Source organism: Kitasatospora sp. NPDC028961, from assembly GCF_055564815.1.
Map to the genome: position 1 here is coordinate 139,753 of NZ_JBVHVO010000011.1, position 16,670 is coordinate 156,422.

The following is a 16,670-nucleotide window of genomic DNA, read 5'->3' on the forward strand; positions in this document are numbered from 1 at the left end:
ATGTTTTGGTAAGGGGTCACTGTGGATAACCAAGAGAAACTCTTCGACTACCTCAAGAAGACCGCGGCCGAGCTCCAGGAGACGCGCAAGCGCCTGCACAAGCTGGAGGCCGGCGAGTACGAGCCGCTGGCGATCGTCGGCATGGCGTGCCGCTACCCGGGCAACGTGGAGACCCCGGAGGACCTCTGGGAGCTGCTGGCGGCCGGCGGCGACGCGGTGGGCGAGTTCCCCACCGACCGCGGCTGGGACCTGGAGAGCATCTACGACCCGGACCCGGAGAAGTCCGGCCGGTCGTACACCCAGTCCGGGGCCTTCGTGAAGGACGCCAGCGGATTCGACGCCGCGTTCTTCGGGATCAGCCCGCGGGAAGCCGTCGCGATGGACCCGCAGCAGCGCCTGCTGCTCGAAGTCGCCTGGGAGGCGCTGGAGCGCGCGGGAATCGACGCGGGAACGCTCAAGGGCAGCCGGACGGGCGTTTTCGTCGGCGGTTTCACCTCGAACTACCTGGTGAACCTGGAGCTGGCGGAAGGGGGCACGGCCGGCCTGGAAGGCCACATGATGACCGGCAACCTGACCGCCGTGCTCTCCGGCCGGGTCTCCTACGTCATGGGCCTGGAGGGCCCCGCCGTCACGGTGGACACGGCGTGCTCCTCCTCGCTGGTCGCGCTGCACCTGGCCTGCCAGGCGATCCGCGCCGGGGAGTGCTCGATGGCACTCGCCGGCGGTGTGACCGTGCTGGCGCAGCCCGGCATGTTCGTCGAGTTCTCCCGCCAGCAGGGCCTGTCGGTGGACGGCCGCTGCCGTGCCTTCTCCGACGACGCGAACGGCACCGGCTGGGCCGAGGGCACCGGCATGCTCGTCGTGGAGAAGCTCTCCGACGCGCGCCGCAACGGGCACAAGGTGCTCGCGGTGATCCGCGGCTCGGCGATCAACCAGGACGGCGCGTCCAACGGTCTGACCGCCCCCAACGGCCCCTCACAGCAGCGGGTGATCCGCGCCGCGCTGGAGAGCTCCCGGCTGTCCGCCGCCGACATCGACGCGGTGGAGGCCCACGGCACGGGCACCAAGCTCGGCGACCCGATCGAGGCGCAGGCGCTGCTGGCGACGTACGGCCAGGAGCGCGGCGGCGGGCAGCCGCTCTGGCTGGGGTCGGTGAAGTCCAACCTCGGACACACCCAGGCCGCCTCCGGGGTGGCCGGCGTGATCAAGATGGTGATGGCGCTGCGCAACGGCCGGTTGCCGCGGACGCTGCACGTCAACGAGCCCACCCCGCACGTCGACTGGTCCGCCGGTGAGGTGGAGCTGCTGACCGAGTCCGTCCCGTGGCCGGCCGGCGAGCGGGTCCGCCGCGCGGGCGTGTCGTCCTTCGGTGGCAGCGGCACCAACGCCCACCTGATCCTGGAGGAGGCACCCGCCGAGGAGGACGCGGCCGAGCCGGTGGAGGCCGCGCCGCGGGTCGTCTCGGGCGCCGGCGCCTGGCCGGTGTCGGGCCGTTCGGCCGAGGGGCTGGCGGCGCAGGCCGGCCGGCTGCGGGACTGGGTGGCGGCGCGGCCGGAGGCGGAGCCCGCGGACGTGGCGTGGTCGCTGGCGACCATGCGCGCGACCTTCGAGCACCGCGCCGTGGTCGTGGGCGGGGACCGCGCGGAGCTGGCGGCCGGGCTGGAGAGCCTGGCCGACGGCGTGCCCAGCGGCGCCGTCGTCGCGGGCGTGGCCCGGGCCGACGCGCGGCCGGTCTTCGTCTTCCCCGGTCAGGGTTCGCAATGGCTCGGCATGGGCCAGGAGTTGGCGCGGTCGAGCCCGGTGTTCGCGGCGCGCCTCGCGGAGTGTGAGGCGGCGCTGGCGCCGTATGTGGAGTGGTCGCTGGGTGAGGTCCTGGCGGGCGCCGAGGGCGCGCCGGAGTTGAAGGCGGCGGATGTCGTCCAGCCGGCGCTGTGGGCGGTGATGGTGTCGCTGGCGGCGGTCTGGGAGGCCGCCGGTGTTTCGCCGGACGCGGTGGTCGGTCACTCGCAGGGCGAGATCGCCGCGGCCACGGTGGCCGGGATGCTCAGCCTGGAGGACGGCGCCCGGGTGGTGGCGCTGCGTTCGAAGTCGTTGAAGGTGCTGGCCGGGCTCGGCGGGATGCTCTCGGTGAGCCGGTCGGCGGCCGTGGTCGAGGAGCGGATCGCGCGCTTCGGCGAGCGGCTGTCGCTGGCGGCCGTCAACGGGCCCGCCACGGTGGTGGTTTCGGGTGAGCCCGAGGCTCTGGAGGAGCTGAAGGCGGAGTTCGAGGCCGAGGGCGTGCGCGCCCGGATGGTCGCGGTGGACTACGCCTCGCACTCGGCGCAGGTCGAGCGGCTGGAAGCGGAGATCACGTCCGTGCTGGCCGCGGTGGCGCCGCGTCCGGGTCGAGTGCCGATGGTGTCCGCGATGACCGGTGAGACGCTGACCGGTGAGGAGTTGGACGCCGCTTACTGGTACGGCAGCCTGCGGGCGACGGTGCACTTCGACCGTGCGGTGCGGACCCTGGCGGGCCAGGGGCACCGGGTGTTCGTCGAGGTCTCCCCGCACCCGGTGCTGCTCGGCGCGATGACGGAGTCGCTGGAGGAGGTCACCCAGGAGGCCGGGCCGGGCGCGGTGCCCGCCGCCGTCTGCGGCACCCTGCGCCGTGACGACGGTGGCGCGACCCGCCTGGTCACCTCCTTCGCCGAGGCCTTCGTCAGCGGCGCGGCCGTCGACTGGGCCACCGTGCTCCCGGCCGGACCGGGAGTGGACCTGCCGACCTACGCCTTCCAGCACGAACGGTTCTGGCCCAAGGGCACGCTGGGCGAGCTGCGCTCCGCGCGCCCGGGCGGCGGCGACGCGCTGTCGCTCGGCCTGGGCGCGGTGGGCCACCCCATGCTCGGCGCGGTGGTGGAACTGGCCGGTGGCGCGGGCCTGGTGTGCATGGGCCGGGTGTCGCTGCGCACGCACGCCTGGCTGGCCGACCACGCCGTCGGCGGCGTCGTCCTGCTGCCCGGCACCGGTTTCGTGGAGCTCGCGGTGCGCGCCGGTGACCAGGTGGGCTGCGGCCTGCTGGAGGAACTGACGCTGCACGCACCGCTGGTGCTGCCCGCCGACCGCGGCGGGGTCCAGCTCCAGGTGGTCGTGGCCGCGCCCGACGCCGAGGGCCGCCGCGGGGTCGAGGTGTTCTCCCGCCCCGAGGAGACGGCCGCCCCGCAGGCCTGGGTCCTGCACGCGAGCGGTGTGGTCGCCCCCGCCACCGCGGCCGGGCGGACCGACGAGGACTTCCTGGTGTGGCCGCCGAAGAACGCCGCACCGGTGGACATCACCGACGTGTACGCGGTGCACCTCGCCGAGGTGTACGGCCCGACGTTCCACGGCCTGCGGGCCGCCTGGCGCCGGGGCGAGGACGTCTTCGCCGAGGTCGCGCTGCCCGAGGAGGCGGCGGCCGAGGCCGGCGCGTTCGGCCTGCACCCGGCGCTGCTCGACGCCGCCCTGCACGCCTCGCTGCTGGCGGAGCCGGTCGTCGAGGCCGAGCCGGGCCAGGTGCCGATGCCGTTCGCGTGGACCGGCGTCGAGCTGCACGCCGGTGGCGCGTCGGTGCTGCGGGTGCGGCTGCGCCAGGACGCCCAGGGCGGTGTGTCGCTGACCGCCGCGGACGCCACCGGCGCTCCCGTGGTGTCGGTGGGGTCGCTGGTGAAGCGACTCGTCGCGATGGACCAGCTGCGCTCCGCGCAGAACGAGTTGAACGACTCGCTGTTCGTCCAGGAGTGGACCGAGGTGCCCGCCGGCGCCGCCCCGGCCGGCGAGTGGGCACTGATCGGCGCCGACCGCTTCGGGCTGGTCGACGAGCTGGGCGCCGCCGCTGTGCCGGTGCGCGCCTTCGCCGGCATCGCCGAGCTGGCCGCCGCCGTCGAGACGGGCGAGGCCGCTCCCGGCACCGTCCTGCTGTGCGCGGACGCCCTGCTGGGCGGGGACGCGGACCAGGGCGCCGGCCTCCCGGACACGGTGCGCCGGGCCGGTGCCGAGGCACTGCGGCTGGTGCGCGAGTGGCTGGACGAACCACGCCTGGACGCCGCGCGGTTGGTGGTCGTCACCCGGGGCGCCGTGGACGCCGGCGGCGAGCCGGTGACGGACCTGGCGGCGGCCTCCGTACGGGGGCTCCTGCGGTCCGCCCAGGCCGAGAACCCGGGCCGGCTGGTCCTGGCCGACCTCCCGGCCGTCGAGGCCGGCGCCCGAAGCGCGCTGCTGACCACCGTGGTCGGCGGCGACGAGCCCGAGCTGGCGATCCGCGGCGAGGCCGCCTACGGCCGGCGCCTGACCCGACCCTCGGGCGAGCTGGAGCCGGTCAGCTGGCCGGCCGACCCGATGGCCGACCCGGCGGCGCGTTCGCTGCTGGTGACGGGCGGCACCGGGACGCTGGGCGGGCTGGTCGCCAAGCACCTGGTGGCGACCGGCCGGGCCGGCGGTGTGGTGCTGACCAGCCGCTCCGGCCCGGCCGCCGCCGGAGCCGCCGCGCTGGCGGCCGAGCTGGCGGAGCTGGGCGTCTGGGTCCGGATCGTCGCGTGCGACGCGGCCGACCGGGACGCGCTGGCCGAGGTGCTGGACCGGATCCCGGCCGAGAACCCGCTGGGCTCCGTGGTCCACTCGGCGGGCGTCGTCGACGACGGCGTGATCGCGTCGCTGACGCCGGAGCGGCTGGCGGCCGTCATGCGGCCGAAGGTCGACGCGGCCTGGAACCTGCACGAGCTGACGGCCGGGCTGGACCTGGAGCGCTTCGTCCTGTTCTCGTCCGCGGCCTCCACCTTCGGCGCGGCCGGCCAGGCCAGCTACGTGGCGTCGAACTCCTTCCTGGACGCCCTGGCCGGGTACCGCCGGGCCGCCGGCCTCGCGGGGATGTCGCTGCAGCTCGGCCCGTGGATGCACGAGGCGGGCATCGGCCGGAACCTGGACCGGACGTCGCTGTCGCGGATCGACCGCGGCTTCGTCCCACTCGGCGCCGAGGACGGCCTGGTCGTCCTGGACGTGGCGCTGGCCCGGGACGAGGCGGTGCTGATGCCCGCCCGCCTCGATCTGGCGGCGCTGCGGGCGCAGGCCGCCGGCAGCGCGGACGTCCCGCCGCTGTGGCGCACGCTGGCCGGGGTGTCCGTCCGGCGCACGGCCGTCTCGGCCGCCGCCACCGGCACCGGAGCCGACGCGGCCGAGGCGCTCCGGCGCCGGCTCGCGGCGGTCTCCGGCCCCGAGCGGGACCGGGTGCTGCTGGACCTCGTCCTCGCCCATGTCGCCGCCACGCTGGGGCACGCCTCGGCGGACGCGATCGACACCGGCCGCCCGTTCACCGACGTCGGCTTCGACTCGCTGACCGCCGTCGAGCTGCGCAACCGCCTGAACGCCGAGACCGGCCTGCGGCTGCCCGCGACGCTGGTCTTCGACTACCCCACCCCGACCGCGCTCGCCACGCTGCTGCGCGGCGAGCTGGCGGGCGACCTGCCCGCCGTCGCGGCACCCGCCGCACCGGTGGCCACCGGCGCCGCGGACGAGCCCATCGCGATCGTCGGCATGGCCTGCCGCTTCCCCGGCGGCGCGGCCAGCCCGGAGGAGCTGTGGCGCCTGCTGGCCTCGGGCTCGGACGCGATCGGCCCGTTCCCGCGCGACCGCGGCTGGGACCTGGAGAGCCTCTACCCGGACACCGACCCGCACGGCGAGTCGTACACCCAGGCCGGCGGCTTCGTCCAGGACGCCAGCGCCTTCGACGCCGGGTTCTTCGGCATCTCGCCGCGTGAGGCGCTGGCGATGGACCCGCAGCAGCGGCTGCTGCTGGAGACCTCCTGGGAGGCGTTCGAGCGGGCCGGGATCGACCCCGCGTCGCTGCGCGGCAGCCAGACCGGCGCCTTCGTCGGCGGCTACAGCTCCCGGTACGCGACCGACGTCCAACTGGAGGGCACCGAGGTGGTGGAGGGCCACCTGGTGACCGGGAACGCGACCAGCGTGCTCTCGGGCCGGCTGTCCTACACCTTCGGCCTGGAGGGCCCGGCGGTCACGGTGGACACGGCGTGCTCCTCCTCGCTGGTGGCGCTGCACCTGGCCGCCCAGGCGCTGCGTTCCGGCGAGTGCTCGCTCGCCCTGGCCGGCGGGGCCACCGTCACCGCCACCCCCGGGGTCTTCGTGGCCTTCGCCAAGGCCGGCGGCATCTCGATGGACGGGCACTGCAAGTCCTTCGCCGCGGCGGCCGACGGCTCCGGCTTCGCCGAGGGCGCGGGCATGCTCGTGGTGGAGCGGCTGTCGGACGCGCGGCGCAACGGGCACAAGGTGCTCGCGGTGATCCGCGGTTCGGCGATCAACCAGGACGGCGCGTCGAACGGTCTGACCGCCCCCAACGGTCCCTCCCAGCAGCGGGTGATCCGCGCGGCGCTGGCCAGCGCCCGGGTGTCGCCCGCCGACGTGGACGTGGTCGAGGCGCACGGTTCGGCGACCACGCTGGGCGACCCGATCGAGGCGCAAGCGCTGATCGCCACCTACGGCCAGGACCGGCCGGAGGGCCGGCCGCTGTGGCTGGGCTCGGTGAAGTCGAACATCGGGCACACCCAGGCGGCCGCCGGTGTGGCCGGGGTGATGAAGATGGTGCTGGCGCTGCAGAACGAGCAGCTCCCGCAGACGCTGCACGTGGACGAGCCGACCCCGCACGTGGACTGGTCGGCGGGCGAGGTGCGGCTGCTGACCGAGCCGGTGGCGTGGCCCACCGGTGAGCACGTCCGCCGGGCCGGTGTGTCCGGCTTCGGGATGAGCGGTACCAACGTGCACGTCATCCTGGAGGAGGCGCCGGCCGCGGTCGCCGAGGAGGCGGACGCCCTGGACGAGCCGGCCGGTGAGGCCGGGGCGGTGGCGGTGCTGGAGTCGGCCGGGCCGGTGGCGTGGCCGGTGTCGGCGCAGTCGTCGGAGGCGCTTGCGGGTCAGGCGGATCGCCTGCGGGAGTGGATCGGGGCGCGGCCGTCGTTCGAACCGGTGGACGTGGCGTGGTCGTTGGCGGCGACGCGGTCGGTGTTCGAGCACCGGGCGGTCGTGGTCGGCGGCGGGCGCGAAGAGCTGCTGTCCGGACTGGGCGGCCTGGTGGCCGGGTCCCGTGCGGCCGGGGTGGTGTCGGGGGTTGCCCGTTCGGGTGGCCGGACGGCGTTCGTGTTCGCGGGTCAGGGCGCGCAGTGGGTTGGCATGGGCCGTGAACTGGCGTCGTGCAGTCCGGTGTTCGCGGCGCGTCTCGCGGAGTGCGAGGCGGCGCTGGCGCCGCACGTGCCGTGGTCGCTGAGTGAGGTTCTGGCGGGTGCGCCGGGTGCGCCGGAGATCGAGTCCGCCGATGTGGTGCAGCCGGTGCTGTGGGCGGTGATGGTGTCGCTGGCGGCGGTGTGGGAGGCCGCCGGTGTGACGCCGGACGCCGTAGTGGGTCACTCCCAGGGCGAGATCGCCGCCGCCACGGTGGCCGGGATGCTCAGCCTGGAGGACGGCGCGCGGGTGGTGGCGGTGCGGGCTCGGGCGCTGACGAGTTTGTCGGTGCAGGGTTCGATGGTGTCGGTGGTGATGCCGTCGCAGGCGGTGCGGGAGATCGTCGAGGGCTGGGGCGAGCGCCTGTCGGTCGCCGCAGTCAACGGCCCTGCTGCGGTGGTGGTGTCGGGTGAGCCGGAGGCCTTGTCGGAGTTCGAGCGCGAGTTGGCCTCGCGCAAGGTGCTGCGGTGGCGGATTCCGGCGACGGACTTCGTGGCGCATTCGCCGGCGGTGGAGCCGTTGGAGGCGGTGCTGGCGGCGGAGCTGGCCGGGATCGTCCCGCAGACGGGTCGCGTTCCGATGATCTCGACGGTGACGGGCGAGTGGCTGTCCGGCACCGAGGTCGACGCGGCCTACTGGTTCGCGAACCTGCGGCGGATGGTCCGCTTCGAGGAGGCGGTCCGCACCCTGCTGGGTGGCGGGTACGGCTCGTTCGTCGAGGTGTCGACCCATCCGGTGCTGACGGCGGCGGTGGCGGAGACGGCCGAGGACGCCGGTGTCGCCGACGTCCTGACGGTGGGCACGCTGGAGCGTGACAACGCGGGCGCTACCCGCCTCCTCACCTCACTCGCCCAGGCCTACGTCGGCGGCCTGTCGGTCGACTGGAAGGTCGTGCTGCCCGCCGCCGAGACGGTGGAGCTTCCGACCTACGCCTTCCAGCACCAGCACTACTGGCTCCAGTCCGCCGCAGCGCCGTCCCCACTGGGCGGCGACGGTGCGAGCACGGCCGCGGAAGCGCAGTTCTGGGCCGCCGTCGAAGGCGGTGACCTGGCCCACCTCACCGAGGCGCTGGCCATCGAGGACCAGCAGCTCATCGAGGTGCTGCCCGCACTGGCGTCCTGGCGGCGCCGCGAGCGGGACCGCTCGGTCACGGAGGCCTGGCGCTACCGGGTGACCTGGTCCCCGGCGACCGTCCCCGGCGGCCTCGCCCGGCTGTCCGGCCGGTGGCTGGTGGTGCTCCCCGCCGGGGAGACCGACGGCGAGGTGGCCCAGGGCTGCGTGGCCGCGCTGTCCTCCCGCGGCGCCGAGCTCGTCTTCGTCGAGGTCCCGGCCGGGACGGTCGACCGGGAGGCTCTCGCCGCACTGCTCGCCGAGGCGCTGCGGGGCACCGGAGAGGTGTCCGGCGTGCTGTCGCTGCTCGCGACCGACGAGACCCGTCTGCCGGACCACCCGGTGGTGACCGTGGGCCTGGCCGCCACGCTGGGCCTGGTGCAGGCGCTGGGCGACGTCGAGGTCGTCGCGCCGCTCTGGGTCCTCACCCGGGGCGCCGTGGCCACCGCCCCGAACGAGGTGCTGACCAGCCCGCTGCAGTCCCAGGTCTGGGGCTTCGGCCGGGTCGTCGGACTCGAATACCCGGACCGCTGGGGCGGGTTGATCGACCTCCCACCCGTCCTGGACGAGCGGACCGGCTCGCAGCTGGTGGCCGTACTGGCCGGCTGCGACGAGAACCAGGCCGCGCTCCGCCCGGCCGGGATCGTGGGCCGCAGGCTCACCCACGCCCCCCAGCCGGCGGCGGCCGGGACGTGGCGGCCGACCAACGGCACCGCGCTGATCACCGGCGGTACCGGTGCGCTCGGCGGGCACGTGGCCCGCTGGCTGGTCGGACGCGGTGTGGAGCGCCTGGTGCTGACCAGCCGGTCCGGCGCCGGCGCTGCCGGTGTCGCCGGGCTCGCGGCCGAACTGGCCGCCCGGGGCGCCCGGGTGGACGTGCTGGCCTGCGACGCGGCCGACCGGTCCGACCTGGCCGGCCTGCTCGACCGGATCGCCACGACCGGACCCGCGCTGGGCACCGTGGTGCACACCGCGGCGGTGCTGGACGACGGCGTGATCGACGGCCTCTCGGCGGCGCGCCTGGAGTCCGTGCTCGCGGCCAAGGCCGCCGGTGCGGCCTACCTGGACGAGCTGACGGCCGACCTCGACCTGGACGCCTTCGTACTGTTCTCCTCCGTGGTGGCCACCACGGGCGGCCCGGGCCAGGCCAACTACGGTGCGGCGAACGCCTACCTGGACGCCGTGGCCGAGAACCGGCGCAGCCGCGGCCTGGCCGCGCTCGCCGTGGCCTGGGGCCCGTGGGCGGCCGGTGTGGCGCAGGGCTCCGAGGCGGCCCGGCAGCGGCTGGCCCGCAACCAGTGGGAGGGCGTGATGGACCCGGACCTCGCGGTCCGCGCCCTGGGCGAGGCACTGGACTGCCGCGACACCGTGCTGACCGTCACCAACATCGACTGGTCCGTCATCCTCGCGCAGCCGCAGCCGGCGGCGAGCCTGCTGACCGTCCCCCTGATGCGTGACCTGCCGGAGATCCACCGGCTGGCCGCCCTGCTGGCCGAGGTCCCGGCCGCGCCGGTCGAGCAGGACCTGGTCCGCCGACTGGCGGGGATGAGCCGGGCCGAGCAGCGCCGGGTGCTGACCGAACTCGTCCAGGCCAAGGCCGCCCACGTGCTCGGCTACGCCTCGCCCGAGGCGGTCGAGACCAACCGCGCCTTCAGCGAACTCGGCTTCGACTCGCTGACCGCGGTCGAGCTGCGCAACGACCTCAGCTCCGCCACGGAGCTGCGGCTGCCCGCGACCCTGCTGTTCGACTACCCGACCGCGGCCGCGCTGGCCGACTACCTGGAGGCGGAACTGCTGGGGGCGGTGCCGGACGGCGCCGGGACGCCGGCGGCCGTGCCGGCCACGATCGCGGCCGACGAGCCGATCGCGATCGTCGGGATGGCCTGCCGCTACCCCGGCGGCGTGGTCGACCCCGACGGGCTGTGGGCGCTGCTGGCCTCCGGCGGAGACGGGATATCCGGCTTCCCGGACGACCGCGGCTGGGACCTGGAGGCGCTCGGCGAGTCCTCGTACGTCAGGTCCGGCGGGTTCGTCCAGGACATGAGCGGGTTCGACGCCGGCTTCTTCGGCATCAGCCCCCGCGAGGCGCTGGCGATGGACCCGCAGCAGCGGCTGCTGCTGGAGCTGTCCTGGGAGGCGGTGGAGCGGGTCGGCATCGACCCGGAGTCGCTGCGCGGCAGCGCGACCGGCGTCTTCGTCGGCGGCTACACCTCCGGCTACGGCTACGGCGCGGACATCGAGGGCATGGCCCACCTGATCACCGGCAACGCCACGAGCGTGCTGTCCGGCCGGGTCTCCTACGCGCTCGGGCTGGAAGGCCCGGCGGTGACGATCGACACGGCCTGCTCGTCGTCCCTGGTGGCGATGCACATGGCCGCCCAGGCGCTGCGCTCCGGCGAGTGCTCGATGGCGCTGGCCGGCGGTGTCACCATCCTGGTGTCCCCGGAGGGCTTCGTCGGCTTCAGCGAGCAGAGCGGACTGGCGGCGGACGGCCGCTGCAAGGCCTTCTCGGCCGACGCGGACGGCATGGGCTTCGCCGAGGGCGCGGGCATCCTGGTGGTGGAGCGGCTGTCCGACGCGCGGCGCAACGGGCACCAGGTGCTCGCGGTGCTGCGGGGCAGTGCGACCAACCAGGACGGTGCGTCCAACGGTCTGACGGCGCCGAACGGTCCGTCCCAGCAGCGGGTGATCCGCGCGGCGCTGGCGAACGCCGGCCTCACGGCCGCCGATGTGGACGCCGTCGAGGCGCACGGGACGGGTACCAAGCTGGGTGACCCGATCGAGGCGCAGGCGCTGCTGGCGACCTACGGTCAGGACCGTGGTGCCCGGAAGCCGCTGTGGCTGGGGTCGGTGAAGTCCAACATCGGGCACACCCAGGCGGCCGCCGGTGTGGCGGGTGTGATCAAGATGGTGCTGGCGTTGCAGCACCAGGAGCTGCCGAGGACGCTGCATGCGGACGAGCCGTCGCCGCACGTGGACTGGTCCGCCGGTGAGGTGGAGCTGCTGACGGAGGCGGCGCCCTGGCCGAGCAACGGCCGGGTGCGGCGAGCGGGGGTGTCCTCGTTCGGTCTGAGCGGCACCAACGCGCACGTCATCCTGGAGGAGGCCCCGGCGGTCGCCGAGCCGACCGATGCCGGGGACGACGCCGGGAACGACGGCCGGGGCGACCTCCCGAACAAGGTGGTCGAGCCCGGTGCGGTGGGCGCCTGGCTGGTGTCGGGCCGCTCGGCCGAGGGCCTCACCGCTCAGGCGGGCCGGCTGTACGACTGGGCGGTGGCGCGGCCGTCGGTGGAGCCGGCGGAGGTGGCGTGGTCGCTGGCGACGACGCGGTCGGTGTTCGAGCACCGGGCGGTCGTGGTCGGCGCCGATGGCGGCGAGCTGCTGTCCGGCCTGCAGAACTTCGCGGCCGGTGTGCCGTCGGGTGCGGTCGTGTCGGGTGTGGCGAGGCCGGGTGCGCGGGTGGTGTTCGCCTTCGCCGGTCAGGGTTCGCAGTGGGTCGGCATGGGCCGTGAACTGGCGGCGTGCAACCCGGTGTTCGCGGCGCGGCTCGCGGAGTGCGAGGCGGCGCTGGCGCCTTATGTGGACTGGTCGCTGGGCGATGTCCTGGCCGGGGCACCGGGTGCGCCGGAGTTGACGGCGGCGGATGTCGTCCAGCCGGCGCTGTGGGCGGTGATGGTGTCGCTGGCGGCGGTCTGGGAGGCCGCGGGCGTCAAGCCTGCTGCGGTGGTGGGGCATTCGCAGGGTGAGATAGCGGCGGCGACGGTGGCCGGGATGCTGTCGCTGGAGGACGGCGCCCGGGTGGTGGCGCTGCGTTCGAAGTCGTTGAAGGTGCTGGCCGGGCTCGGTGGCATGTTGTCGGTGAGCCGGTCGGCCGCGGTGGTGGAGGAGCGGATCGCGCGCTTCGGTGAGCGGCTGTCGCTGGCGGCGGTCAACGGGCCGTCCGCGGTGGTGGTTTCGGGTGAGCCCGAGGCGCTGGAGGAGTTGAAGGCCGAGTTCGAGGCGGAGGGCGTCCGGGCCCGCCTGGTCGCGGTGGACTACGCCTCGCACTCGGCCCAGGTGGACCGTCTCGAGGCGGAGATCACCGAGGTCCTGGCCGGTATCGCGCCGCGCCGGGGCCGGGTGCCGATGGTTTCGGCGATGACCGGGGAGACGCTGACCGGTGAGGAGTTGGATGCCGCCTACTGGTACGGCAGCCTGCGCGCGACGGTGCACTTCGACCGGGCGGTGCGCACGCTGGCGGGTCAGGGGCACCAGGTCTTCGTCGAGGTGACTCCGCACCCGGTGCTGCTGGGCGCGATGAACGACACGCTCGAAGAGGTCGCGCTGGACTCCGCCGCGCTGCCGGCGGCCGTCTGCGGCACGCTGCGCCGCGACGACGGGGGTGCCCAGCGCCTGCTGGCTTCACTCGCCGAGGCCCATGTCAACGGCGTGGCGGTCGACTGGACGACGGTTCTGCCCTCCGCCGACCTCGTCAAGCTGCCCACCTACGCCTTCCAGCACGAGCGGTACTGGCCGCGTGCGGCCGGACCGGCCCTGGGCGGGGACGCGGTGTCGCTGGGTCTGGGTGCGGTCGGCCACCCGCTGCTGGGTGCGGCGGTCGAACTGGCCGGTGGGGCGGGCCTGGTCTGCACCGGGCGGCTGTCCGTGCGGACGCACCCGTGGCTGGCCGATCACGCGATCGGCGGGGCGGTGCTCCTGCCGGGGACCGGCTTCGTCGAGATGGTGGTCCGGGCCGGTGACCAGGTGGGCTGCGGCCTGCTGGAGGAACTGACCCTCCAGGCGCCGCTGGTGCTGCCCGCCGACGGCGGCGGGGTCCAGGTCCAGGTCGTGGTGGCCGCCGCCGATGCGGACGGCCGCCGGACGGTCGAGGTGTTCTCCCGCCCCGACGGGCAGGAGGAGTGGGCGCAGCACGCCGGTGGCGTCGTCGCTCCCGCCGGGGAGGCGCCGGTCGCGGAGGAGGACTTCGCGGTCTGGCCTCCGCGCGGGGCCACGGCCGTCGACGTGACCGGCATCTACGAGGCCGGCGCCGGGGCGTCCTACGGCTACGGCCCGGCGTTCCGGGGGCTGCGCGCGGTGTGGCGCCGGGGCGAGGACCTCTTCGCGGAGGTGGCACTGCCCGAGGGCGTGGCCGCCGATGCGGGTGCGTTCGGTCTGCACCCGGCGCTGCTGGACGGTGTGCTGCACGCCAGCGCCCTGGTCACCGGGGCCGAGGACGAGGGCCAGGTGCGGTTGCCGTTCGCGTGGACGGGTGTCGAGCTGCACGCGGCGGGTGCGTCCGTGCTGCGGGCCCGGCTGCGCCGGGATGCGCAGGGCGGTCTGGTGCTGTCGGCGGCGGATGCCACGGGTGCGCCGGTGGTCTCCGTCGAGTCGCTGATCACCCGTCCGGTGTCGGTCGAGCAACTCCGGTCGAAGGATGCCGGGGTGGCGGATGCCCTGTTCACCGTCGAGTGGGCCCCGATCGCCGCTGCCGAGGCTCCGGCCGGGGCGTGGGCGCTGATCGGCGCCGACCGCTTCGGCCTCGCCGAGGCACTGGACGCCTCCGGCGTTCCGGTCCGGGCCTTCGCCGACCTGGCCGGTCTGGCCGCCGCCACCGAGGCGGGGGAGATCGAGCCCGCCCTGGTGCTGGCCTGTGCCGGTGACCAGGTGGAGGGTGACAACGCGGCCGAGGCCGCCCGCCGGGCGACCGGCGACGCCCTGGGCCTGGCTCAGGCCTGGCTGGCCGAGGAGCGTCTGGCCGAGGCCCGGTTGGTGGTCGTCAGCCGAGGGGCCGTCGCTGCCGCGGCCGGTGAGCGGATCGCCGATCTGCCCGCCGCCGCCGTCTGGGGCCTGCTGCGCTCGGCGCAGTCGGAGAACCCCGGCCGGCTCGTCCTGGTCGATCTGCCGACCGGCGCGGGCGCCGAGCAGATCGCCGTCCTCCCGACGGCACTCGCCACTGGCGAGCCGGAACTCGCCGTTCGCGGCACCCTGGCCCACGCACGGCGCCTGGCGCGCCCGGCGGGCGAGCTGGCGGTGCCCGAGGGCCCGTGGCGGCTGGAGCCGGACGCCGGCGGTTCGCTGGAGGGCCTCGTGCTCGCGGCGGCGCCGCAGACGGGTGGCGTACTGGAGGCCGGTCAGGTCCGGGTGGCGGTCCGCGTCGCGGGGCTGAACTTCCGGGACGTACTGATCGGCCTGGGGATGTACCCGGGCGGCGGTGTGATGGGCAGTGAGCTCGCCGGAACGGTGCTCGAAGTCGGCTCCGGAGTCTCCGGACTGGCCGTGGGCGACCGGGTGATGGGTGTCGCCGAGGGCGCGTTCGGGCCGGTGGCGGTCACGGACGCCCGGCAGCTGGTGCGGATCCCGGAAGGCTGGACCTTCGCCGAGGCGGCCTCCGTCCCGAGCGCGTTCATGACGGCCTGGTACGCCCTGGTCGAACTGGCCGAGGCCGAGGCCGGCCGGCGGGTGCTCGTGCACGCGGGTACCGGCGGCGTCGGCATGGCGGCGGTGCAGCTCGCCCGGCACCTGGGCCTGGAGGTGTTCGCGACGGCGAGTCCGGCGAAGTGGCCGGTGCTGGCGGCGATGGGCCTGGACGAAGCGCACATCTCCTCGTCCCGTAACGCCGGGTTCGAGGCGGAGTTCCTCGCCGCCACCGGCGGCGCGGGCGTGGACATCGTGGTCAACTCCCTGGCGGGCGAGCTGACGGACGCCTCGCTTCGGCTGCTGCCGCGGGGTGGGGCCTTCGTCGAGATGGGCCGTACCGATGTCCGGGACCCGGAGGCCCTGGCCGTCCAGTACCCGGGGGTCTTCTACCGGCCCTTCGACCTGGGCGAGGCCGGGCCCGAGCGGATGGGGGCGATGCTCGGCCGGATCGTCGACGTGATGGCGGCGGGCGAGCTGACGAAGCTGCCGGTCCGGGCCTGGGACGTGCGGCGGGCGCGTGAGGCGTTCCGCTTCATGCAGCAGGCGCGCCACACCGGCAAGCTCGTCCTCACCGTCACCGCCGGCCCGGCCGAACCCCGCGAGCGCGGCAGGTCGGCGCTGGTCACGGGTGGCACGGGCACGCTGGGCGGCCTGGTGGCCAGGCATCTGGTGACCACCGGGCGGGCCGACGGCCTGGTGCTGACCGGCCGTTCCGGCCCGGCCGCGCCGGGTGCGGCCGCGCTAGCCGCGGAGCTGGCGCGGTCGGGCGCGTCGGTGGACGTGCTCGCCTGCGACGCGGCGGACCGCGACGCCCTGGCCGCCGTCCTGGCCGGAGTCCCCGCCGAGGCTCCGCTGACGACCGTGGTCCACACCGCCGGTGTCCTGGACGACGCGACCATCGCGTCGCTGACCCCCGAGCGGGTGGCCGCTGTGATGCGGCCCAAGGCCGACGGTGCCTGGAACCTGCACGAACTCACCCTGGGGCTGGACCTGGAGCACTTCGCCCTGTTCTCCTCGGCCGCGGCGACCTTCGCCAGCCCCGGTCAGGGCAACTACGTGGCGGCCAACGCGTTCCTGGACGCGCTGGCGGCCGACCGCCGGGCGGCCGGACTGCCCGCCACCTCGCTCGCCTGGGGCATGTGGGCCGAGGCCAGCGCACTGACCGGGCGGCTCAGCGACTCCGAGCGCGCCCGGATCAACCGCGGCGGCGTCGCCGCGCTCAGCGCGGACGAGGGCCTGGCGCTGCTGGACCTGGCGCTCGCCAGGGACGAGGCGGTGCTGGTCCCGGCCAAGCTGGACCTGGCCGGGCTCCGGGCCCAGGCCGGCCGCGCCGCCGACGTCCCGCCGCTGTGGCGGGCCCTGGTCGGCGGCGGGACGGGCCGGCGCCACGCCGCCTCGGGCGCCGTCGGCGCGGACTCGCTGCGCAAGCAGCTGGCCGGGGTGTCGGAGCCGGAGCGGCTGCGGCTGCTCGTCGACCTGGTCCGGGCCCACGTGGGCGCCGTGCTGGGGCACGCCTCCGTCGAGGCGGTCGAGTCCACCCGGGCCTTCACCGACCTGGGCTTCGACTCGCTGACCGCGGTCGAACTGCGCAACCGCCTGGGCACCGCGAGCGGACTGCGGCTGCCGGCCACCCTGGTGTTCGACTACCCCAACCCCACGGAACTGGCCGGGCTCCTGCTGGAGAAGCTGCTGCCGGAGCTCGCCGAGCACGGGGAGGCGGACGCGGCCGAGGAGAAGCTGCGGAAGGCCCTCGCGACCGTCCCGCTGTCCAGGTTCCGCGATGCCGGGCTGATGGAGGCGCTCATGCGGCTCGCCGACGTCCGGGACGCCGCGCTGATCGGCGACCAGGGCGAAGAGGCCGAGGCCATCGACGAGTTGGACGCGGACAGCCTGATCCGCCTGGCCCTGGACGGCGAGTCGGAGTGATGTTG

General features: G+C 75.2%; 1 protein-coding gene. It reads left to right on the forward strand.

Annotated features, from left to right (window positions below; translation table 11 throughout):
* The first annotated feature begins 21 nt into the window (after positions 1–21).
* Positions 22–16,665, forward strand: coding sequence for a type I polyketide synthase (locus ACZ4UX_RS20985; RefSeq protein ID WP_465707770.1), 16,644 nt, complete (start codon positions 22–24; stop codon positions 16,663–16,665).
* Positions 16,666–16,670: the final 5 nt, after the last annotated feature.